Source organism: Cupriavidus sp. 05T41 (assembly GCF_056396525.1).
Map to the genome: position 1 here is coordinate 13,270 of NZ_JBFTLQ010000079.1, position 21,738 is coordinate 35,007.

The 21,738-nt window shown below is 70.4% G+C and carries 18 protein-coding genes and 1 pseudogene; 8 read left to right on the forward strand and 11 right to left on the reverse strand.

Annotation, left to right across the window (positions count from 1 at the left end; all coding sequences use genetic code 11):
• Nucleotides 1-283 precede the first annotated feature (283 nt).
• Complete coding sequence (locus AC1DKV_RS32355; RefSeq protein WP_441617075.1) at nucleotides 284-1,048, forward strand: TetR/AcrR family transcriptional regulator; 765 nt, start codon at nucleotides 284-286, stop codon at nucleotides 1,046-1,048.
• A 281-nt stretch (nucleotides 1,049-1,329) separates the two neighbouring features.
• On the opposite strand, the gene AC1DKV_RS32360 is transcribed toward AC1DKV_RS32355, so the two are convergent.
• Both AC1DKV_RS32360 and AC1DKV_RS32365 read right to left on the reverse strand, forming a co-directional pair.
• Nucleotides 1,330-3,636: a patatin-like phospholipase family protein gene (locus AC1DKV_RS32360; RefSeq protein ID WP_441617116.1), complete on the reverse strand. Its 2,307-nt coding sequence runs from the start codon at nucleotides 3,634-3,636 to the stop codon at nucleotides 1,330-1,332.
• A gap of 175 nt (nucleotides 3,637-3,811) precedes the next feature.
• A complete protein-coding gene (locus tag AC1DKV_RS32365) occupies nucleotides 3,812-4,027 on the reverse strand; it encodes a hypothetical protein (protein WP_441617073.1) in 216 nt (71 codons plus the stop codon).
• Nucleotides 4,028-4,296: 269 nt separating this feature from the next.
• On the opposite strand from AC1DKV_RS32365, the gene AC1DKV_RS32370 reads away from it, so the two are divergent.
• From AC1DKV_RS32370 to alaC, 4 genes are all read left to right on the forward strand, one after another.
• Nucleotides 4,297-5,013 carry a PadR family transcriptional regulator gene (locus AC1DKV_RS32370; RefSeq protein WP_477138924.1) on the forward strand — a complete coding sequence of 239 codons (717 nt, stop codon included), beginning with the start codon at nucleotides 4,297-4,299 and terminating at the stop codon, nucleotides 5,011-5,013.
• An 81-nt stretch (nucleotides 5,014-5,094) separates the two neighbouring features.
• Nucleotides 5,095-5,910 (forward strand): siderophore-interacting protein, encoded by an 816-nt coding sequence (locus tag AC1DKV_RS32375; RefSeq protein ID WP_477138925.1) that lies wholly within the window; start codon nucleotides 5,095-5,097, stop codon nucleotides 5,908-5,910.
• Nucleotides 5,911-6,056: 146 nt separating this feature from the next.
• Nucleotides 6,057-6,563: a winged helix-turn-helix transcriptional regulator gene (locus tag AC1DKV_RS32380; RefSeq protein WP_441617067.1), complete on the forward strand. Its 507-nt coding sequence runs from the start codon at nucleotides 6,057-6,059 to the stop codon at nucleotides 6,561-6,563.
• Between the two features lie 153 nt (nucleotides 6,564-6,716).
• On the forward strand, nucleotides 6,717-7,973 hold the full coding sequence (gene alaC / locus AC1DKV_RS32385; RefSeq protein WP_441617065.1) for an alanine transaminase: 1,257 nt from the start codon (nucleotides 6,717-6,719) through the stop codon (nucleotides 7,971-7,973).
• A gap of 9 nt (nucleotides 7,974-7,982) precedes the next feature.
• On the opposite strand, the gene AC1DKV_RS32390 is transcribed toward alaC, so the two are convergent.
• The 5 genes from AC1DKV_RS32390 to AC1DKV_RS32410 all read right to left on the reverse strand — a co-directional run bounded on the left by AC1DKV_RS32390 (nucleotide 7,983) and on the right by AC1DKV_RS32410 (nucleotide 13,567).
• Entirely contained in the window at nucleotides 7,983-9,140 is a 1,158-nt protein-coding gene (locus AC1DKV_RS32390; protein ID WP_477138926.1) for an enoyl-CoA hydratase/isomerase family protein, read from the reverse strand.
• A gap of 8 nt (nucleotides 9,141-9,148) precedes the next feature.
• Nucleotides 9,149-9,919, reverse strand: coding sequence for an enoyl-CoA hydratase (locus AC1DKV_RS32395; RefSeq protein WP_477138927.1), 771 nt, complete (start codon nucleotides 9,917-9,919; stop codon nucleotides 9,149-9,151).
• Nucleotides 9,916-10,818, reverse strand: a complete 903-nt coding sequence (gene mmsB / locus AC1DKV_RS32400; protein ID WP_477138928.1) for a 3-hydroxyisobutyrate dehydrogenase — start codon at nucleotides 10,816-10,818, stop codon at nucleotides 9,916-9,918. The genes AC1DKV_RS32395 and mmsB overlap by 4 nt, the downstream gene beginning before the upstream one ends.
• A 25-nt stretch (nucleotides 10,819-10,843) precedes the next feature.
• On the reverse strand, nucleotides 10,844-12,370 hold the full coding sequence (locus AC1DKV_RS32405; RefSeq protein ID WP_477138929.1) for a CoA-acylating methylmalonate-semialdehyde dehydrogenase: 1,527 nt from the start codon (nucleotides 12,368-12,370) through the stop codon (nucleotides 10,844-10,846).
• A 63-nt stretch (nucleotides 12,371-12,433) separates the two neighbouring features.
• Entirely contained in the window at nucleotides 12,434-13,567 is a 1,134-nt protein-coding gene (locus AC1DKV_RS32410; protein WP_477138930.1) for an acyl-CoA dehydrogenase family protein, read from the reverse strand.
• Nucleotides 13,568-13,736: 169 nt separating this feature from the next.
• Between AC1DKV_RS32410 and AC1DKV_RS32415 the strand changes: the two genes are divergently transcribed.
• The gene (locus AC1DKV_RS32415) at nucleotides 13,737-14,846 is read left to right on the forward strand and encodes an AraC family transcriptional regulator (protein ID WP_477138931.1); all 1,110 of its coding nucleotides are present in this window, start codon (nucleotides 13,737-13,739) and stop codon (nucleotides 14,844-14,846) included.
• Here the strand turns inward: AC1DKV_RS32415 and AC1DKV_RS32420 are convergent.
• A complete protein-coding gene (locus AC1DKV_RS32420; RefSeq protein WP_477138932.1) occupies nucleotides 14,843-16,060 on the reverse strand; it encodes a GGDEF domain-containing protein in 1,218 nt (405 codons plus the stop codon). The two genes, AC1DKV_RS32415 and AC1DKV_RS32420, sit on opposite strands and share 4 nt — an antisense overlap.
• A gap of 285 nt (nucleotides 16,061-16,345) precedes the next feature.
• Here AC1DKV_RS32420 and AC1DKV_RS32425 point away from each other — a divergent pair, with 285 nt between their 5' ends.
• Together AC1DKV_RS32425 and AC1DKV_RS32430 are read left to right on the forward strand one after the other, a co-directional pair.
• Nucleotides 16,346-17,269, forward strand: coding sequence for a LysR family transcriptional regulator (locus AC1DKV_RS32425; RefSeq protein WP_441617049.1), 924 nt, complete (start codon nucleotides 16,346-16,348; stop codon nucleotides 17,267-17,269).
• Between the two features lie 144 nt (nucleotides 17,270-17,413).
• Entirely contained in the window at nucleotides 17,414-18,256 is an 843-nt protein-coding gene (locus AC1DKV_RS32430) for a substrate-binding domain-containing protein (protein ID WP_441617047.1), read from the forward strand.
• Nucleotides 18,257-18,338: 82 nt separating this feature from the next.
• Here the strand turns inward: AC1DKV_RS32430 and AC1DKV_RS32435 are convergent, their stop codons facing one another.
• From AC1DKV_RS32435 to AC1DKV_RS32445, 3 genes and pseudogenes are all read right to left on the reverse strand, one after another.
• On the reverse strand, nucleotides 18,339-19,781 hold the full coding sequence (locus AC1DKV_RS32435; RefSeq protein ID WP_477138933.1) for an FAD/NAD(P)-binding protein: 1,443 nt from the start codon (nucleotides 19,779-19,781) through the stop codon (nucleotides 18,339-18,341).
• 7 nt (nucleotides 19,782-19,788) lie between these two features.
• The gene (locus AC1DKV_RS32440) at nucleotides 19,789-21,066 is read right to left on the reverse strand and encodes an acyl-CoA dehydrogenase family protein (RefSeq protein WP_477138934.1); all 1,278 of its coding nucleotides are present in this window, start codon (nucleotides 21,064-21,066) and stop codon (nucleotides 19,789-19,791) included.
• A gap of 66 nt (nucleotides 21,067-21,132) precedes the next feature.
• A pseudogene (locus tag AC1DKV_RS32445) lies at nucleotides 21,133-21,738 on the reverse strand (ABC transporter substrate-binding protein); the annotation flags it as partial.

Consider the following 21,738-nt stretch of genomic DNA (forward strand, 5'->3'; position numbering starts at 1 on the left):
CATGATCCGAGGATTCCCTGCCCGGAACTGGATTGGCGGGGGTGACCGGCGCCACCCCGCCGAGAACCAGCGAGGACGCCACGAGATGGTACCAATGCCGCGGCTCTCCGGGCAGGCCGCGCCGCCAGGGAAGGCGTAGAAGTTACATGGATGTGCTGCCTGAGGATGGGTCGGGGCGGCCCGCTGCACCAGCAAGGCTTGCCGGCGGTTTCCCCTTGCTTGCCGGGACCATGGCGTTAGACCCATAATCCGATGCATTACATTGCCGGCATCCTTCGAGCCTATGACCCGTACACGCAATCGTTCTCTCGCCACCATACTCGCCGACAGCGCCGTCCTCGACAAGCCGCTGCCGCGCAAGTCGGCCGAAGGGGCGCAGGCCGCCGCCGGCCCGCTGGAGAACGAGACGGCACGGCGCATGCTGGAGATCGCGGAACGCCTGTTCGCCGAGCACGGGGTCGAGCTGGTGCCGCTGCGCCAGATCGTGGTGGAGGCGGGGCAGCGCAACCGTTCAGCGCTGCACTATCACTTCGGTTCGCGCGAGGCGCTGGTCAGCCAGTTGCTGAATTTTCGGCTCACGCATGTCAACAAGGTGCGCAACCGCTACCTGGACGAGGTCGAGGCCGCCGGCCTGGCGGGGGATGTGCGCGCCATCGTGGAAGCGTCGATCAGTGCGCTTGCCGATACCATCCGCGATACCCCCTGGGGCGCACGCTACGTGCAGGTGCTGGCGCAAGCCACGTTCAGTCCCAGCCTGGTCAATGCCGACCTGATCGATCCGGACGCCATGACCGGCGTGTTGCGCGCGCGCAGGATGATCGCCGCCGCGCTGCCCGCGATGCCGCGCAAGGTGCTGCACCTGCGGCAGGTMTGGTTCAACAACAGCGCGGTGTATTCGCTGGCGCAGTGGTGCCGGCGCGCGCGCGGGCCGCGCGGGCTGCCGCCGGTGGCCGAGCTGGTGGACTACTGCACGGCAGGCCTGACCGCGCCGATCAGCAAGCCGCGCATCGTGCCGGCTGGCGCGCGGGCAGAAGGCAAGGGCGAGTAGATTGCGGCCGCCAGTGTAGTTTTTGCGCAGCAGGAAACGCCAAAAATGCAAAAAAAGCGCTGAAAAGCCAGAGGCGCGTGCATGTGTCACCCGATCAGGTGATGGCGCCGCCTGCCGGACTCTCTATGATCCKGCGCTGAGGCGTGCCCCGCGACCCGCCTCTTTAGTCCTTCAGCCCTTGACCACCCCGGCCAGGGGCTTTTCTTTGGCCGGGTTTCCGGCTCGTACGGTGCGGGCCTCGATGTGCTGGCCTCCCTGGCCGTTCAGGCGCATGCATCCCCTCAAGGCTTGCCCAGGAACAGGTAGAAGCTGTAGCGCCCGCCCGGGGCCCGCCCGTAGGCAAGGTAGAACGGGCCGACCGGGCTATCCAGCGCCAGGAACAGCGAGCCTGACTTGAGCAGCCCGGTCGGGCTGCCCGCCACCAGCGGCCCGCCCATGCGCCCGGCTTCGAGCGACATGCCGGCATATACGCCCTCCAGCAGGGTCTGCTTGACGAACTTGTTGTAGTAGACGAGGCGCGCGAACTCCAGGTTGCTGCCGATCAGTTCACCCGTGCTATAGCCCGATTGCTTCAGGAAGCCGCCCCACTGGAACAGGTCGTAGCGCGGCAGCGGATTGCCACCAATATTGCTGCCCGCCTTGAAACCCACGTTGATCGTATGCTCGCCGTACGACCACGCAAAGGTGCCGTCGGTATCCGCCTTGACATAGGCCTGGTCGGCGCCGAGTGCGTGCTGCGACGCGTAGACGCGCAGGGCGCCGCCATAGCCGAAACGGGGAAAGTTCACGCTGTCGAGCTGGTCGAACAGCAGCCGCCCGGTGATGGCGCCCCGGCCGAAGCTGCCCGGTCCCGGGCTCAGCAGGGCCGGGCCGGTGCTGAGCGAGGCGTTTTCATGTCCGGTGAGGACACCCAGGCGCGCCTCGCCGTACTTGGTGAACTGGCTGCCCACGTCGAGCGCGGCGTCCATGCGCCGGAGGTCGTAGATGGCAACGCGGTTGCCGCCGCTGTAGATATTCACCGGCCGGCGCTCCAGTTCGATGCGCGGGGCGACGAAGAAGTACTGGTGCACGTCGAGCGGCTGGTAGAACTCGCTGACGAGGCTGCTGGTCTGCCCTGCCTGGAGATCGGTTCGCCATTCCGCGCCGAGCGAATTGAGCCAGGTGCGGCGGTAGCTGGCCAGTACGTTGAAGAAGGCATCGCCGCGGAAATCCGAGTTCAGGCCAAGTCCGAAGCGCAGGTAGTTGGGGCCGTAGGATTTCTCGACGGCATCCACCGCCAGCACACGCTTGCCGGGCTCTTCGAGAAAGCGGTAGTTGACGTGCTCGAAGTCGCCGGTGCCGAACAGGCGCCGCATGTCCTGGTCGAGCTGGTCCTGCTGGATCGGCTGGCCAGGCTTGGTCTCCATGGTGGCGGCAGCGAAGTCCGGGTTGACGCGCTTCATCGGCGCGAAGCGGATTTCGTCGACGCCGCGGGAGTCGGGCGGCGCGAGGGATCGCTGGCGCACACGCAGCGCGGCATACGCCTGCGGTGGCAAGGCCAGTGCCGAAAGGCGGTCCGCCACCTTGCGCGCCGCCGCCTCGCCGATGGGGATGGTCTTGAGCAAGTTGTCGAAGTCGCCCGCGGAGAAATCGCCCAGCTCCGGCTGGATCAGGATGTCCTGCGGCTTGAGCTGCGCCAGCGAGGCGCGCACGTTCTGCTCGCTGAGGATATTGAGCATCTGGCTGGTCACGCCGATCACCGAGGTCAGGTCTTCGCGCTTCATCAGGGTGGTGCCGAGATTGACCGCGATGACGATGTCCGCCCCCATGCGGTGCGCCACGTCGACGGGCAGGTTATCGGTCAGGCCGCCGTCCACCAGCAGCCGCCCCTCGTATTCGACCGGCGCCACCGCGCCKGGCACCGACATGCTGGCGCGCATCACGTTGGCAAGTTCGCCCTGGCTGAACACCACCGCGGTGCCGGCGACGAGGTCAGTGGCCACCGCGCGGTACGGAATGGGGAGCGAGTCGAAATCGCGATAGCCGGGCGTCCGCGCCAGCGTGCGCAGCACGGTTTCGAGCTGGACACCCGACACCAGTCCTTTGGGCAGCAGCAGGCCCTTGCCGCTGACGCCGATCTCGGGCGTGACCAGGTTGGTGTGGTCGTCTATCTTGCGGCGGATCGCCAGGTCCTGGCGTGGCGGGCGCTCCTTGAACAGCTTCTCGGTGGAAAGGCCGCCGACCAGTTGCGCCATCTCGTCCGGCGCCATGCCCGTGGCATAGGCCCCGCCCACCAGCGAGCCCATGCTGGTGCCGGCGATACAGTCTATCGGCACGCGCAGCTCATCCAGCACCTTGAGTACGCCGATATGCGCGGCGCCGCGCGCCCCGCCGCCCGACAGCACCAGGCAGATGCGCGGGCGMCCGACAACTGGTGGGGGGCCTGCCACCGGGGCAGCGGGCGTGCCGGGCTGTGTAGCTTGGGCAGGTTGGGCCGGTTGCGCCGGTTGCGCGGGTTGCGCGGGTTGCGCGGGCGCCAGCGGTGCCGCTGCGCTGGGCTGGACCGGCTCCGCCGTCTGGGCCGGCACATCGCGCGATACGCCCGACATGGCCAGCAACGCCAGGACCGCCAGCATKGCCGGCAGCCGGTATATGCGGGTACGGAAGGACGAAGAGTGCATGGATGGCGACGGCAACGGCTGGCTTTGGCTTCCTCGCTCGCGCGAAGGCTTGCCGGAAGGCCCGGCGCTGCGCTGCCGGCATGCGCTCCGGCCCGGATAACGACTAGGGCAGGGTGTGGCCGCGGCCCGGCGGGGGCATCGGGGCCATCGTGGCCGGCGTCACGCCCGTGGATTGCTTGAGCGGGCCCGCATAGCCCGCCTCGTCCTTGCCTCGCCGGCGCGCGCCGGGTCCGCTGGCCCGATACACGGCGTGCTTCTGCGCATGCGCCGCGCCCGCGGGGGGCGGCCGCAGGCTTGCGGCATCCAGGTGCAATTCCATGGCGTGTTCCTCGGGTGGGCGGCGCGTTGCGGCGCACGACGCGCTACGCGCCGTGCCTGCTTAGAGCCGGGAGGCGTCTTTCATGTTCGATCATGGGCCGGGGCAGGGCAATTGAATGTTTTCGTGATTTACCGCGGTTTGTGCTGCACAACATGCCGTGCGCACCCGGCCACGCGCCTGGCTGACGGCTTCCGTTCTCTCCGGCCTTGACTTTATTACTTACGATATATATCTTAAGATATGTTTTTAGATAGTCAGGAGCACTCGCCATGCGTCACCCCCTCATGATGGGCAGGATGGGTCACCACATGCTTGCCCACCTTTCTTCTCACTTTTCGTCCCACCCGCATCAGGCCATCGGGCGCCACCGCCATGGCGGCGGACCCGGCGGCTTCTTCGGCGGCGGCGGGGACGGCTTCGACGGCGACGGCGACAGCTGGCGCCGCGGCCGCAAGTTCAGCTCCGACGACCTCCAACTGATGCTGCTGTCGCTGCTSGARGAAAAGCCSWSSCACGGCTACGAGCTGATCAAGGCGCTCGAGACCCGCACCAATGGTTTCTACAAGCCCAGCCCCGGCATGGTGTATCCGGCCCTGACCTTCCTGGAGGAGGTGGGCTACGCCACCGTGGACAGCGAGGGCAACAAGAAGCGCTACCAGCTGGCCGAACCGGGCCGTTCGCACCTCGACGCCAACCGCGAGCGGCTCGCGCTCATGCTCAACAAGCTCAAGCACGTGGCGCGCAAGATGGAATGGGTGCGGCGCGCCTTGTCGGGCGACAACGCCGAGGCGGGCGTTGCCGAAGACGATGCCGACACCCGCGGCGGCTGGCTGCCCGAGTTCGTGCAGGCGCGGCTGGCGCTCAAGCGTGCCTTGCTGCTGCGCACGGAAGCCAGCCCGGCCGAGCAGCGGCGTATCGCCGCCATCCTCGCGCGGGCGACCGCGGAGATCGAAGCAGAGCCGCCCGCGCAAGCCGCGCCGMGCTGAGCGCCGGCCCTTGCCCTTGCCCTTGCCCCTGTCCCTGCGGACACCCGCACGACACAAGCCAACCAACAGGACCAGATACCGATGACTACCCGCGACCTCACCGTCCAACGCGTTCGCCATACCCTCAAGATGCGCCTGCTGCAGGTGGTGCGCACGCAAAACGTGTCGCCGCAGTTGCTGCGCGTCACCCTGGCCGGGGGCGACCTCAAGGACTTCGTCTCCGCCTCCTTCGACGATCACGTCAAGGTCTTCTTCCCCGCCCCCGGCCAGCACAAGCCCGCGCTGCCGGAACTTGGCCCCAACGGCCCGGTGTTCCCCGAAGGCGCGGCCAGGCCGGCCGCGCGCGACTACACGCCGCGCCGCTACGATCCGGTGGCGGGCGAACTCGACCTCGAGTTCGTGCTGCATGGCGACGGCCCCGCCTCCACCTGGGCCGCGCAGGCCGCGCCCGGGCAGTATCTCGGGGTGGGCGGCCCGCGTGGCTCATTCGTGATTCCCGACGGCTTCGACTGGCACCTGCTGGTGGGCGACGAGACCGCGCTGCCCGCCATCGGCCGCCGCCTGGAAGAACTGCCGGCCGGCGTGCGCGCGCTGGCGGTGGTGGCGGTGGACAATGCCGCGGCCCGGATCCCGCTGCCCAGCCGCGCCGAGGTGGAAGTCCGCTGGCAGCATCGCGACAGCGCGCCGGACGGTGATGCAGGGCTGCTCKAACGGGCCCTGCGCGAGATCACGCTGCCGCGCGGCGAAGGCTATGTATGGGCCGCCGGCGAGGGCGCCGCGATCCGCGCCGTGCGCCAGTACCTGGTGGGCGAGCGCGGCATCGAGAAGGGCCGCATCCGCGCGGCCAGCTACTGGAAGGCCGGTGCCGCCGCCGTGCACGAGAACCTGGACGACTGAGCGCGCGGCTTGTCCTTGTCGCTGGCGCAAGGCGGTTTTACAATGCAACCGCTCCGCCGCGGGCGCCGTTCCCGCCGGGGCCGCGCCAACGCCGCGCGCCGCATTCCGCGGCGTGGCACCGGCGGCCTGCTCACGGAGTTGCGTCTATGGTGCGGCGAACCAGCCTGGAAGGCGCCGAGTGTCCGGTGGCCCGCTCGCTCGATGTGATCGGCGACTGGTGGTCGCTGCTGATCGTGCGCGATGCCTTCGACGGCCTGCGCCGCTTCGGCGAGTTCCAGCGCAGCCTCGGCCTGGCCAAGAACATCCTGTCCGACCGCCTGCGCACGCTGCTGGCGCACGGCATCCTCGAACAGGTGCCGGCCTCGGACGGCAGCGCCTACCAGGAATACGTGCTGACGGCAAAGGGCCGTGGCCTGTTCCCGGTGGTGGTGGGGCTGCGCCAGTGGGGCGAGGCTTTTTTCTTCGCGCCCGGCGAAGCGCATTCCGTGCTGGTGGACGCCGTGGCCGGCAAGCCCGTGCGGCCCCTCGAGGTACGCGCCGAAGACGGCCGCCTGCTGGGGCCGGACGATACGGTGGTGCGCAAGGTGGACGGCGCCGGCGGCAAGGCGGTCAGCGCCGGCAGGCCGCGCACATCCCGTGCATCGCGTGGATAGCGTGGGTAGCGTGCGTAGCGTTGGATAGCGCCGCGCTGCGAAAACCCGTGGACGCCACGCGCATTCGCCGCTAAGATCTTTTCCGTTCGGCCGCAAACAACGGCCGGCAGCGTCGCTCGGACGGTTCCGGGCGCTTACGTTCAAGGAAAATTCATGTCCGCCTCCGCAGGCAAGCGCCGCTTCGCGCGTATCGATCGTCTCCCCCCGTACGTCTTCAATATCACCGCCGAGCTGAAAATGGCGGCGCGCCGCCGTGGCGAAGACATCATCGACATGAGCATGGGCAATCCGGACGGCGCCACGCCGCCGCATATCGTCGCCAAGCTCACCGAAGCCGCGCAGCGGCCCGACACCCACGGCTACTCCGCCTCCAAGGGCATTCCGCGCCTGCGCCGCGCCATCTCCCACTGGTACCAGGAGCGCTATGCGGTGGAGATCGACCCGGACAGCGAAGCCATCGTCACCATCGGTTCCAAGGAAGGCCTGGCTCACCTGATGCTGGCCACGCTGGACCGCGGCGACACCGTGCTGGTGCCGGACCCGAGCTACCCCATCCATATCTACGGCGCGGTGATCGCCGGCGCCGATATCCGCTCGGTGCCGCTGGTGCCGGGCGTGGATTTCTTCGCCGAGCTCGAGCGCGCCATCCGCGGCAGCTATCCCAAGCCGAAGATGATCGTGCTGGGATTTCCGTCGAATCCCACCGCGCAATGCGTGGAGCTGGACTTCTTCGAGCGCGTGATCGCGCTGGCGCGCAAGCACGACATCTTCGTGGTGCACGACCTGGCCTACGCGGACATCGTGTTCGATGGCTGGAAGGCGCCGTCGATCATGCAGGTGCCCGGCGCCAAGGACATCGCAGTGGAGTTCTTCACGCTGTCCAAGAGCTACAACATGGCCGGCTGGCGCATCGGCTTCATGGTGGGCAACCCGGACCTGGTGGCGGCGCTCACGCGCATGAAGAGCTATCACGACTACGGCACCTTCACGCCGCTGCAGGTGGCCGCCATCGCCGCGCTGGAAGGCGACCAGCAATGCGTCAAGGAAATCGCCGCGCATTACCAGACGCGCCGCGACGTGCTGGCGCGCGGGCTGATCGAATCCGGCTGGCCGGTGGAGATCCCCAAGGCCTCGATGTACATCTGGGCGCGTATTCCCGAGCCGTATCGCGCGCTGGGTTCGCTGGAGTTTTCCAAGCAGTTGCTGGCCAAGGCCAAGGTCTGCGTGTCGCCGGGCATCGGCTTCGGCGACTATGGCGACGAGTACGTGCGTTTCGCCCTGATCGAGAACGAAGGGCGCATCCGCCAGGCCGTGCGCGGCATCAAGGCGATGTTCCGCACCGACGGCCTGGTCAAGGTGCCGGTGGACGAGCACGCGCCGCACGGCCACGCACCCAAGGCGCGTGGCTGAGCGGGCTGCCTAGCCGAGGTCCGCCAGCGGGTGGGCCTCGGGCGGCCACGGGCTGGCGAAGAACGATTGCACCGTGGCGTCACTGACTTCCTTCGGCGAGGGCACGCGCCAGCGCGGCGCATTGTCCTTGTCCACGATCAGCGCGCGCACGCCTTCGATGAAATCGCCTTGCGTGAACGCGTGCGACACCACGCCCAGCTCCATGCGGAAGCAACTCGCCAGGTCCAGCCGCCTKCCGCGCAGCAGCAGCGCCTGCGTGACCGCCAGCATCAGCGGCGCACGCTTGCGCAGCACCTCCAGCGTAGCGGCCGCCCATTGCGCGTAGCGCGGGTCGGCTTCCGCCGCGAGGCTGGCGAACAGCTCGGACACGCTGGCGTCGGCGCGGAAATGCTTCAGCACGGCCGGCAGCATCGGCTGCAACGGGGCCTGCTCTGCCGCGGCATGGAGATGCGGCTGCAGTGCCGAGCGCAGTTTTCCGAGCACATCGCCGTCCCAGCGGATGGCGGCCAGCGTCTGCGCCAGGTTCTCCAGGCTGGCCGATGGCACGGACAGGTCGGCCAGTCCGCACAGCAGCGTATCGGCCGCGCCCAGCGTCACGCCCGTCAGCCCGACGTAGAGCGATAGCGCCACCGGCAGCTTGCCAAGGAAGAAGCTCGCTCCCACATCCGGCACCAGGCCGATGCCCGTCTCCGGCATGGCCACGCGCGAGCKCTCGGTGACCACGCGCAGCTGCGCGGCCTGCGCCAGGCCCATGCCGCCGCCCATGACGATGCCGTCCATCAGCGCCACCACGGGTTTGGGATAGCGGTGCAGGCGGAAGTCCAGTCGGTATTCGTCGACAAAGAACTCGCGGTGCAGCGGCGTGTCGGCGTGGAAGCTGTCGTACAGCGCGCGGATATCGCCGCCGGCGCAGAAAGCCTTGCCGCCGGCGCCGCGCAACAGCACCGCGACGATGTCGGGGCATCCGGCCCATGCCGAGAGCTGCGCGTCGAGCGCGCCGATCATCGGGTAGGACAGGGCATTGAGCTGGCGCGGGCGGTCCAGCGTGACCACGCCCACGCCGTTGATCGCTTCGAAGCGCACGCTGGGCGCGGCTGCAGTTGCTGCCGCGGCTTGCGCTGCGCTCGCCGGGTCTTGCTGGCCAGCCTCGTTCGGGTTCAGGCGCATGCGTGCTCCTATGCGTTGCGCCATTGCGGCGCGCGTTTCTGCAGGAAGGCGTTGACGCCCTCGCGCTGGTCCTCGCCGTCGAACAGGTCGACGAAGCGCTCGCGTTCCAGCGCCAGCGCGGGTCCGCGCGGCACGCCCTGGCGTGCCAGGTGCACCAGCTGCTTGCTGAATGCCGCCGCGCGCGGGCTGACGTTGCAGGCGCGCTCGGCCAGTTTCAGGGCGCTGTCGAGCGCTTGCCCGGCCGGCACCACTTCCTCCACCAGGCCGATGCGCAGGGCCGTGGCGGCATCGACACGCTCGTTGGCCAGGATCATGCGCTTGGCCCAGCCTTCACCCACCAGCCACGGCAGCGTCTGCGTGCCGCAGCCGCATGGGAGCAGACCCACGCCGGCCTCCGGCAGCGCCATCTGTGCCTGCTCCTCGGCGATGCGCACATCGCAGGCCAGCGCGCATTCCAGCCCGCCGCCCATCGCATAGCCATTGATGGCGGCAATCACCAGCGGGCGCGCGTTCTGCAGCGCTTCGAAGGCTTCGCCGAAGCGCCGGGCCATCTCGCGCGCATGGGCGCGGTCGCCTTCGGCGAAGCCGTTGAGGTCGGCGCCGGCGCTGAAGAACTTGCTGCCGTCGCCGGTGATGACGATGGCGCRCACGCGCGCATCGGCGTCCAGCGTGGCCACCAGCTGGCGCAACTGCTCCAGCCCTTCGGCATGGAAGGCATTGGCGGGCGGGCGCTTGAGCGTGATACGGGCGATATGCCCGTCGATGGCGTGCTCGATCATGCCGCCGGCTCCTGCGGTTGCGCCAGGTACTGGCGGATCACGCCGGAGAAGTMGAGCTGGCCGTCGCCGGCATGGCTCATGGCCTGGTAGATCTGCTGCGCCAGCGCGCCCAGGAAGAGCGGCTGGCGCACGCTGCGCGCGGCGTCGGCGGCCAGGCCGAGGTCCTTGAGCATGAGGTCCGCGCCGAAGCCGCCGCTATAGCCGCGCGAGGCCGGCGCGGTCTCGATCACGCCCGGATAGGGGTTGCAGGTGTCGGCGGCCCAGCAGCGCCCGGTGGAGGTGTTGACGATGCCCGCCAGCACGCCCGCCTCGATGCCCAGGCGCGCGCCGAGGGCCATCGCCTCCGACACCCCGATCATCGAGATGCCGAGGATCAGGTTGTTGCAGATCTTGGCGACCTGTCCGGTGCCGGTATCGCCACAGCTCACCACATTGCGGCCCATGCCGGCCAGCACCGGCTTGATGCGCTCGAAGAGCTCGGGCTGCGCGCCCACCATGAAGGTCAGCGTGCCGGCCTGCGCGCCGCCGGTGCCGCCGGAGACCGGCGCGTCCGCCATCGGGTTGCCGCGCTTGCCGGCTTCAACGGCCAGCGCGCGGATGGTGGCGGGGTCGATGGTGCTCGAATCCACCAGCGGCACGCCGGGCCGTACGCTGGCCAGCACGCCATCGGCATCGAGATAGGCCGCGCGCACGTGTGCCGCGGCGGGCAGCATGGTGATGACGAAGTCGGCTTCGGCGGCCGCCTCGCGCGCCGACCGGGCCACCGCGGCGCCGTCCGCCTGCAGCGAAGCCAGCGCGGCGGGGCTGAGGTCGAACACGGTCAGGCTGTGGCCTGCCTTGAGCAGGTTGCGGGCCATCGGCGCGCCCATGTTGCCGAGACCGATAAAGGCGATATGCATGTTTGCTCCTTGCCGTTGACGCTGCTCAGCGCAGGTTGATGGTGGTGTTCACGCCGTCGTTCACGGTGGCGTCGTCGAACCAGCGCGCCGTGACCGTCTTGGTCTGGGTGTAGAACTGCACCACCTGCTTGCCGTAGGGGCCGAGATCGCCGAGCTTGGAGCCGCGCGAGCCGGTGAAGCTGAAGTAGGGCACCGGCACCGGGATGGGGATATTGATGCCGACCTGGCCCACGTCGATCTCGCTCTGGAACTTGCGCGCCGCCGCGCCGCTCTGCGTGAACACGCCGGTGCCGTTGCCGAACGGGTTGCGGTTGACCAGGGCGATGGCCTCGTCGAGCGTGTCCACGCCGATCACCACCAGCACCGGGCCAAAGATTTCCTGGGTGTAGACGGACATCTCCGTGGTCACGTCGGCGAACACGGTCGGGCCGATGAAGTTGCCTTCCGGGTAGCCCGGCACCTGCACGCCGCGTCCGTCCAGCAGCAGGGCGGCGCCTTMGCGCACGCCGCTGTCGATCAGGGCGGTCACGCGCTGCTTTGCCGCCGCCGAGACCACGGGGCAGACATCGGTGCCGGGCTCGTGCCCGGCGCCCACCTTGAGCGTGGCAGCCTTGGCGACCAGTTCGGGCAGCCACTCGCGCGCCGCGCCGACCAGCACCGCGACCGAGGTCGCCATGCAGCGCTGGCCGGCCGCGCCGAAGGCGGCGCCCACCAGCGCATTGAGCGTGTGCTCGCGGTGCGCGTCGGGCAGCACCACGGCGTGGTTCTTGGCGCCCATCATCGACTGCACGCGTTTGCCGTGCGCGCCGGCCAGCTCGTACACATGGGTGCCCACGGCGGTGGAGCCGACGAAGGAGATTGCCTTGATATCCGGGTGCGTGCACAGGGCATCCACCACCTCGCGCGCACCGTGCACCACGTTCAGCACGCCCGCCGGCACGCCGGCTTCCACCGCCAGCCTGACCAGTTCCATGGTGGACAGCGGGTCTTGCTCCGACGGCTTGAGCACGAAGGTGTTGCCGCACACGATGGCCATGGGGAACATCCACAGCGGGATCATGGCGGGGAAGTTGAACGGCGTGATGCCGGCGCACACGCCGATGGGTTGCTGCAGGGTGTAGGTATCCACCGTGGACGCCACGTTCTCGGCAAAGCCGCCTTGCTGCAGCGTGCCGATCGAGCAGGCGTGCTCCACCACTTCCAGGCCGCGGAAGATGTCGCCCTCGGCATCGGCCAGGGTCTTGCCCTGCTCGGCGGTGAGGATGGCGGCGATGCGCTTGCTGTGCTCGCGGATCAGGGCCTGGTACCTGAGCATGATGCGCAGGCGCGCGCCCAGCGGGGTGTGGCGCCAGGTGGCGAAGGCGTGCTGCGCGGCGCCCACCGCCGCGTTCACCTCGGCCGGCGTGGCCAGCGGCACGCGTGCCAGCACTTCCTGGGTGGCGGGGTTGACCACCGCGCGGAACTCGGTGGCGGCGGATTCCACCCACTCGCCGTTGATCAGCAGCTTGACGGTGGGAACGGCGGTGGTTGCGGTAGCGGGCTGGGCACTCATTGGGTGGTCTCCGTCGGTTCTAGGTTCGGGTGGTACAAGGCGGGAAAGGGGCAGGCATGCTGCTTAGAGGCTGCGCGCGATCAGCATGCGCTGGATCTCGCTGGTGCCTTCGTAGATCTGTGTGATGCGGGCGTCGCGGTAGTGGCGCTCGACCGGGTAGTCCTCCAGGTAGCCGTAGCCGCCATGGATCTGCAGTGCCTTGGAGCATACGCGCTCGGCCAGCTCGGAGGCATACAGCTTGGCCTGCGAGGCCTCGGACAGGCAGGGCAGGCCGGCGCTGCGCATATGCGCGGCGCGGTGCACCAGCAGGCGCGCGGCGTTCAGTTCGGTGGCCATGTCGGCCAGCATGTTGGCGATGGGCGGGTGCTCGCGCAGCGGGCGGCCGAACTGCACGCGTTCGGCGGCGTAGCGGCACGCCGCCTCGAAGGCCGAGCGCGCGATGCCCAGCGCCTGCGCGGCGATGCCGATGCGTCCGCCCTCCAGGTTGGACAGGGCGATGCGCAGGCCCTCGCCGGGCTCGCCCAGCAGCGCGTCGTGCGGCACGCGGCAGTCTTCCAGCGTGATGGCGCAGGTGTCGGAGGCGCGGATGCCGAGCTTGCGCTCCGGCGTGTGCACCACGAAGCCGGGCGTGTCGGTGGGCACCACGAAGGCCGACAGGCCGCGCTTGCCTTGTTCCGGTTCGGTGGCGGCGAACACGATGGCCACGCCGGCACGCTGGCCGTTGGTGACGAACTGCTTGCTGCCGTTGAGCACCCAGCCATCGTCCGTCGGCCGCGCGCGGGTACGCAGGTTGTGCGCCTCGGAGCCGGCCTGCGGCTCGGTCAGGCAGAATGCGCCGATGATCTCGCCCGCGGCCAGGCGGGGCAGGTAGCGGGCCTTCTGCGCCTCGCTGCCGTAGTGCAGGATGGGCCMGCACCCAACCGAGTTGTGCACGCTCATCAGCGTGGCGCAGGCTGCGCACCCGGCCGCGATCTCTTCGATGGCCAGCGCGTAGGCGACATAGTCGGTGTAGGTGCCGCCCCATTGCTCCGGCACGATCATGCCCAGCAGGCCGAGCGCGCCCATCTCGGCCACCACCTCGGGCGGCAGTTCGGCGGCGCGGTCCCACGCGGCCGCGCGCGGCGCCAGGCGCTCGCCGGCGAAGGCGCGGGCGGTATCGCGGATCATGGCTTGCTGTTCGGTCAGGTCGTGTGGCATGGCGGGTCGCGGTGGAGGTAGGTGGGGTTGCTGGCCGGGGCGCTGGTGCAACGTTCCGGCAAGGCCTKGCAGCAGTGTAGGAAGACGGCAGGGACGGTCCTATGCCAGAATCCGCCAGATTTGCTGAACTCGTTTGCCAGTTCCTTCGCCAGTCCCCGCCTGCCTGCCCATGGAAAAACACAGCGTCGCCATCTGTTTCGTCCACCACGCCATTGCCGGCCTGCGCGCGCGCGGCATTGCCCCGGAGCCGGTGCTGCAGGCCGCCGGCATCGCGCCGGCGCTGCTGGCGGTGCCGCAGGCGCGCGTCTCGGCCGCCAGCTACAGCGCCCTGTGGATGGAGGTGGCCGCSGCGCTCGACGACGAATTCTTCGGCCAGGATTCGCGCCGGATGAAATGCGGCAGCTTCGCCATGCTGTGCCACGCGGTGGCGGGCAGCAAGACGCTGGCGCAGGGGCTGGAACGGGTGGCGCGCTATTTCGGCCTGCTGCTCGACGATATCGGCGTGCGCCTGGTGCGCGAGGGCGCGGTGGCGGCCGGCAACGACCTCGGCAAGGCCATGGCCGGGCAAGCCGCCGCCGGGCACGAGCGCGCGGCGCTGGTACTGGCGGCTACCTCGCAGCGGCCGCCGGGCGTATTCGCCCAGGAGACCATGCTGATCATGCTGCATGGCCTGATGAGCTGGCTGCTGCRCCGGCGCGTGCCGGTGCTGCTGGCGGCGTTCAGCTATGCACAGCCGCCCTATGCCGCCGAATACCGGCTGATGTACTCGCGCCATCTGGCCTTCGACCAGCCCGCCACGGCGCTGGTGTTCGACGCGGCCTGGCTGGAACAGCCGGTGCACCAGGACGAGCGCAGCCTCAAGGCCTTCCTGCGCGACGCACCGCACAACGTGGTGGTCAAGTACAACGACCGCAGCAGCATCATGGCGCGCGTGCGGCGCCAGTTGCGGGCCCTGGCGCCGGAGCGGTGGCCCACCTTCGAGCAACTGGCCCAGGGGCTGCACATGTCGCCGTCGTCGCTGCGGCGCCGGCTGATGGAAGAGGGCGGGACCTACCAGCAGCTCAAGGACGAGCTGCGGCGCGACCTCGCCATCGAGGCGCTCAGCCATTCCAGCCGTCCGCTGGCGGAGATCGCCGCCGAGCTGGGGTTTGCCGAGCCCGGCGCCTTTCACCGCGCGTTCAGGCGCTGGACCGGCTCACGGCCCGGCGCCTACCGCGCCACCAGCGCTTGCGCCGCTGCCGACACTTCCGGCGCCGCCATGGCCGCGGCCAAGGCCTAGCGACTCGCCATGCCCACGGGTGCCGGCGCCTGGATGCCGGCAGCGTCCGGCAGYATGCGGTTGCGCCCGGACAACTTGGCCATGTAGAGCGCGGCGTCGGCGCGCGCCATGAGCTGCGCCAGGGTCTCGCCGGGCTGCCATGCGGCGTAGCCACCGCTGACGGTATAGCGCACGCTGTCCGGCGGGCGGCTTGCATTGCCTGTATTGCTTGCGTGGCCCACGTGGCTGGCTTCGGCCTGGGCGCGGATGCGCTCGGCGGCGTGGCGGGCGTCGTCCAGCGAGCATGCGGGCAGCAGCACCACGAACTCCTCGCCGCCCATGCGGCCGATGCGGTCTGGCGCGCGCAGGCTGGCCGCCGCCAGGCGGGCGAACTCAGCCAGTACCGCATCGCCGGTGGCATGGCCGAACGTGTCGTTGACCGCCTTGAAGTGGTCGATATCGACGATCAGCAGCACCGGCGCCCGGCCGCCGCGCGCGGCGCGCGCCAGCTCGCGCCCGGCCTCGTCCTCGAAGGCCTTGCGCGACAGCACGCCGGTCAGKAAGTCGGTATTGGCGATGGTTTCCAGCCGGCGCACCATGGCGTCGTGGACCATCAGCACCGCGCCCATGCTCAGGGCCGGGATGGCCAGCGCGCCCACCACCAGGAAGCCCGCGTTCAGCCCCGGCGAGGCCATGGTGGCGGGGTCGTCCATGACGGCCAGTGCKGACAGCACGCCGCGCAGCGTATGCGCCGCGGCAAAGAAGAAAGCGAAGCCGGCGGTGGTCAGGTGATGGCTGGTGGCGCGCCCGCGCGGGCGGTAGCGCACCAGCGCCACGCCGGTTGCGGCGCAGAACCACGCGTGGAAGGCCGAGACGATCACCACGCGCGTGTTGAAGTCCTGGAAGATGTAGCGCCAGGTCACGATGCCGCCCATCACGGCCAGCGTGCAGGCCACCAGGCGCCGCCATGGCGGCTCGCGCCCGCAGAAGCGCAGCGTGCCGGCGTAGAACAGCGCCAGCGCCCATGCCAGCGCGCCGTTTGCCACCACGACGGCCAGCACGTCCGTGATCCTGCCGCGCAGCGTAAACAGCGTCAGCGCGCCGATGGCCGTCAGGGCGCAGTACCACCACTGCGTCACGCCCGGCTGGCCGCTGCGGCGCAGCGACCAGACGATGCCCAGCATCATGACGCTGAGCAGCGTCGTGACTGCCAGCAGGGCGAACGGGTCGTTCATCGGCCGGTTTCCTCCGGGTGGGGGTCCGGCCCGGGGCGGGCAGGCGAAGCCCCGGAGAATACCGCAGGCCGGCGCCGCCCATTCACCTACGCAGGTGGGGTGTCGGGCACGCGCGGGCGCCGGGCGGCGCTAGAATGGCAGGCCCGGGCCTTTGATCGGCGGCGCGCATCAATGCCGCCTGGCATGCGCCGCTTGCGGCTGGCCTGCGCGCCGCTCGATGCCACCCCGATCCACCGGGATACACCCCGTACCACCCTGATACCACCCCGAAACCACCAAGACACGATGCAACAGATCAGATTCGACCTYGGCGACCTGCAGGCCATGGTGGCGGTGGTGGAGCAGGGCGGCTTCCGCGCCGCGGCGGAGGCGCTCAGCCTGTCGCAGCCAGCCCTTTCGCGCCGCATCGAGAAGCTCGAAGAGGCGCTCAACGTGAAGCTGTTCGAGCGCACCACGCGCCGGGTCACGCTGACGCTGGTGGGACGCGAGTTCGTCGGCAAGGCGCGCGCGGTGCTGGCGGAGGTGGAAGCGCAACTGCTCGGCATCGGCGATCCGGCGGCCGCGCGCAGCGGCGAGGTGACCATTGCCTGCGTGCCCTCGGCCGCGCATTACTTCCTGCCGGCGGTGATCGCGCGTTTTCATGCGCAGTTCGCCAATGTGCGCGTCAAGATGGTGGACGAAGGCGCCAATGTGGTCCTGCACAGCGTGGCCAGCGGCGAGGCGGACTTCGGCCTGAACTTCATCGGCACCCAGGAGGCCGACCTGCTGTTCGAGCCGCTGCTGCGCGATCCCTTCGTGCTGGCCTGCCACCCGGCGCATCCGCTGGCGCGCCGCCGCTCGGTGAAATGGGCCGAGCTGGGCAAGTACACGCTGGTGGCGCTATCCCGCTCGAGCGGCAACCGGCTCATGCTGGATCTGGCGCTGGCCGACGTCCCGGGGCGGCCGGCGGCGTTCTACGAGGTGCGCCACGTCAGCAGCGTGCTGGCGCTGGTGGAGGCCGGGCTGGGCATCGCCGCGGTGCCGCGCCTGGCGCTGCCGGGCGGCGAGCGCGCCGCGCTGGCCGCGGTCCCGCTGCGCGAGCCTGCCGTGACCCGCACGCTCGGCATCCTGCGCCGCCGCGGGCAGATGCTGTCGCCGCATGCGCAGGCGCTGTACGAGATGGTGCTGGAAGCCGTGCCCGGGCGGGGCAGAAAGCGGGGCGCGCATTGATGCAAGGAAGCGATCAATGCCAAGAAAGATTGCATTATCGCGGCCCGGCGGCCTTGCATAGAATGAGCGGCCCACCCGCCGAAACACCGATGCGAGACCTCCGCGGCGGCGGGTCTTTCCCTTCAATGCCCACCGAGAGCGCATATGTCTATCTCATCGGCCAGCCGGCCCGTCCGTCACTCCTTTCCCCAATCCCGCCAGCCGTGGCCTGCGCTGGCGCTGGCCGTGGCCGCCAGCCTGGTCCTGGCTGCCGGCAATGCGCTGGCCGACGAGGTCAAGGTCATGAATTCGGGCGGCTTCACCGCCGCCTACAAGGCGCTCGGCCCGAGCTTCGAGAAGGCCACCGGCCACACGCTGAGCACGGCCTGGGGCCCCTCGATGGGCAAGTCGCCCGAGGCGATTCCCAACCGCCTGGCGCGCGGCGAGCATGCCGACGTGGTGATCATGGTGGGCTATGCCCTAGATGACCTCGTCAAGCAGGGCAAGGTGATACCGGACAGCCGCACCGACCTGGCTGATTCGCGCATCGGGCTGGCGGTGCGGGCCGGGGCGGCCAGGCCGGATATCGGCACCGTGGACGCCTTCCGCGACACCTTGCTCAAGGCCGGCTCGATTGCCTATTCGGACAGCGCGAGCGGGGTGTACGTCGAGAAAGAGATGTTCAGGAAGCTCGGCATCGAGGAGCAGGTCAAGGGCCGCGCCCATATGATCGAGAAGATCCCCGTGGGCAGCGTGGTCGCCAGCGGCGACTACCAGGTCGGCCTGCAGCAGGTGAGCGAACTGCTGCCGGTGCAGGGCATCACCTTCGTTGGCAAGATTCCGGAGTCGATGCAGAAGATCACCACCTTTGCCGCCGGCGTGCCCGTCGGCGCCGAGCATCCGGATGCGGGCCGGGCCCTGATCCGCTACCTGGCCTCCCCGGCCGCGCGCGCGGAAGTGGAGCGCAGCGGCCTTGACCCGATCGTCAGCCCGAAGGCGGTGCGCTAAGACAGCGCGATTAGACAGCGCGGTCAGGCAGCTTGTTCAGGCGGCGGCCGGCGGCCTTCTGCCCTTTTGCCCTTCTGCCCGCCTAGGCTGCCTCGGCCTGGATCACCGCCTCGGGCCAGGCAGACAGCTCCAGTTCCCCGACCAGCCTCGCGGCCAGCGCCGCGGCCTGGTTGCGCACGTCGATGATGGTGCCGGACTCCCAGAGCGCGCCGCGCAAGGGCGCGCCCAGGGCGCTGAGGCCCGGCACCGCGCGGCCGCCGMGGTCGAACACGATGCCGCGCGCGTCGCCGTCCACGCCGGATCCCGCCGCGGCCGGGCGCACCAGGCCGCGCGCCAGCAGGCTGCGCACCAGCGGCCGCTCGTTGCCGGCATGCCAGCCATATTCCGCGCMGGTGCAGTTGACGAGCCCGTCCACCGTGGGCACCGCGGGCAGCTCGCGCGACAGGCGCAGCGCCAGCCGGCCATCGCCMGAGCGATCCAGGCGCGTGACCCGCGCGGCATGGACGCGCAGCCGGCCTTGCGCGCGGACTGCCGCTAGCACCGCATGCGTGGGCGGCGCCGCCCGGTGCAGCAGGTTGTCCCAGAACGGCCGGGCATGACGCAGGAAGCGCTGGCGCTCCGGCACGCTGGCGGCTGCCCACAGCGGGCCGATATGGGCGCGCAGCGCGGGCGGCACGCTCTGCCAGTCCAGCCCCTGCGCGGTCAGCGCACGGCACTGGGCGCGCACCCGGCGGACCACGTCGCGCGCGGTGGGGGCGGCCAGCGCCGCCGGCCCGGCGGCGGCAAGGAAGTCGTCGCACGGTCCCGCCCCGTGGCGCAGCCAGGGCAACAGCGCGCGCCGCGAGAAGGCATGGTAGGTGCCGCTGAAGCCGAGCCGCTCCAGTGTCGCCACCACGTCGAGCATGGTCAGGCTGGTGCCGGCCAGCGCAATGTCGCGCGCGCCGGCCAGCGCGGCCAGCGCATCCGGCTGCCAGGGATCGGGCACATAGCGGCCGTCGGCTTCGAGCGCCGGGTCCTGCGCCAGCGCGGGCCGTGCCGGCTGCACGCCGGTGGCCAGCACGATATGGTCGGCGTCCCAGCCGCGGCCGTCGGCGCCGCGCACACGGTGCGGCACGCCGATGGTCAGGTCGGTGATCTCCGTGCGCACATGCTCCAGCGTGGCACGCCCGGCGGCGGCGGACAGCGCGCGCGCMAGCGTGTCGCGCAGGTAGTCGCCATAGACGCTGCGCGGGGCGAAGGTGTCGTCGGCCGTGGCGGCATGGGCGTGGCCGTGCCCGACCAGCCAGTGCGAGAAATCCTCCAGCGTTTCCGGGAACAGGCTGAAGTTCAGCGCGGGCCCGTTCAGGTAGTGCGCCGGGTCCGGTGTGCTGTAGGCCAGCCCGCGGCCTACCTCGGCGCGCGGCTCGAACAGGTGGATGGCCAGTGGCACGCTGCTGTCGCGCAGCAGGCGGATGGCGGTCAGGGTGCCGGCCATGCCGCCGCCGACGATGGCGATGCGGCGCGGGCTGTAGCGGGGTCGGGTCATGGCAGTCTCAGGTTGCGGCGGGGGCGCCGGTGGCCGCGCGCAGGGCCTGCGCGCCCGCGCCCGCCAGGATGGCGTCGTTCTGCGGGGTATGGATGCKGCTGCACAGCACGTTGCGGTAATGGCGCTCGAGCGGGTTGCCGCGCGACAAGGCCGGGTTGCCGGCCAGCCTGAGCGCCAGCTCCACGGCGGCGATGGCGTTGTCGGTGACGTTGAGCTTGAGCAGGTTGCTGTCGGTGACGCTGGCCRGCGCGCCCGCATCCGCGTCGGCGCTGAAGCGGTCCAGCAGCACGCGGTTGGCCAGCAGCCAGGCGTCGATGCGGCCCACCGCTTCCTGGAAGCGCGGCAGCGTGGCGAGCGGCGCGCCCAGGCTGCCGGGCGCGCGCAGGTTGAGCCAGCCGGCAAACCAGTCGCGCGCCGAACGCGCCACGGCATCGTACAAGGTGCCGAGCAGGGTGGCGGTCCACGTGGCCCAGGCCGGGTCGACGCGCTCGGCCCAGGCGGCCGGCTGGCGCAGGTCCACGGCGTATTCGGCCGGCAGCGGGGCGTTGTCGAAGATCACGTCGTGGCTGCCGGTGGCGCGCATGCCGAGGTGGTCCCAGGTCGGCACCACGGTAATGCCCGGCGCGTCGCGCGGCACCAGGAACACCCCGGTGCGCGGACTGGCCTCGTCGGTGCGGCCCCACACGGCCAGCCAGTCCAGCGCGGGGATGCCGGTGGCGTAGATCTTGTGGCCGGACAGGATCCAGCCGTCGCCATGGCGGCGCGCCACCGTGCCGGGCAGGCCGCCGCGCGCGGGCGAGCCAAGCTCCGGCTCCACGCGCAGCGAATTGATCAGCGCGCCATGCGCCACCGCGCTGCGCTGCACGGCCTCGCGCACCGCCTGCGGCCACTGCGTGTCGTTGGCGAGGTTGCGGTGGCCCAGCGTCTGCATGACCAGCACCAGTGCCGTCGACGGGTCGCCCGCGGCAACGTGGTGGATCACGCGGCGTGCCTCCGCCAGCCCCGCGCCGGCGCCGCCGAGCGCGCGCGGCACGGTGAGCGAGAGCAGGCCGAGCCGATGCAGTTCGGCKATGTTCTCGTGGGCGAAGCTGGCGTCGCGGTCATGGGTGGCGGCGCGCGCGGCGAAGCGCTCGGACAGCGCGCGCAGGATGTCGTCAGGGGGCAGGGCGCGTGGTGCCGGGCCGGGTGCCGCATCGGGTTCGAGGGAGGCGGGGGCGAAGCCGCTCTGGCGATGCCAGTCCGCTATGCGCTGGCGGTTGCTCGTGCCGCCCGGTGACAAACTCATTCTTGCTCCTGTGTCGCGATGTTCTGCTGCTTGTGTGTTCGAAGTGTGCGGCGCACCGGTGCGCCCTCAGTGGCAGATCAGGCCGCTCTCCACCAGCATGGTGTTGAAAGCCGCCTCGCCGGCGGCGGCGTCGCGCCACCGGGCGAGCTGGCCGTCACGCTGCCGGCTCGCCAGCCACTGCTCGAGGTAGCGCACGGATTGCGAATCGGCGCGGGGCAGGGTCAGCAGCGGGCCTTCGCCGTGCAGCAGCAGCGGCGCTGCCGCGAAGAAACGCCATTCGGGCAGGCGCATGACGCGCGCGGCCAGCGCGGCGTCGGCCGCCACCGCCGCGCACTCGCCGCGGCGGAAAGCCAGCAGCGCCTGCAGCGCGGACGGATAGCGGCGCAATTCGGCACCGGCGCGGGCCAGCGCGGGCGCATAAGGGCTGTCCTGGCTCGCGCATGCGGTCTTGCCGGCCAGCAGGCCGAGCCGGTCCACCGGTGTGAAGCGCAGCGTCAGCAGGGTGCCTGGGGGAATGGCGGGCGCATGCACGGTGGCCGCGCGCGGCCGCGCGGCACCGGCGTTGCCGAAGACGAGGTCGGTGCCGGCGCYGGGTGGCCCGGCATCGCCGCCGGGCGCCGGGGCGGGGAGGTGGCGCAGCCTGACCGGCACGCCCAGCGCACGGCCGAGCTC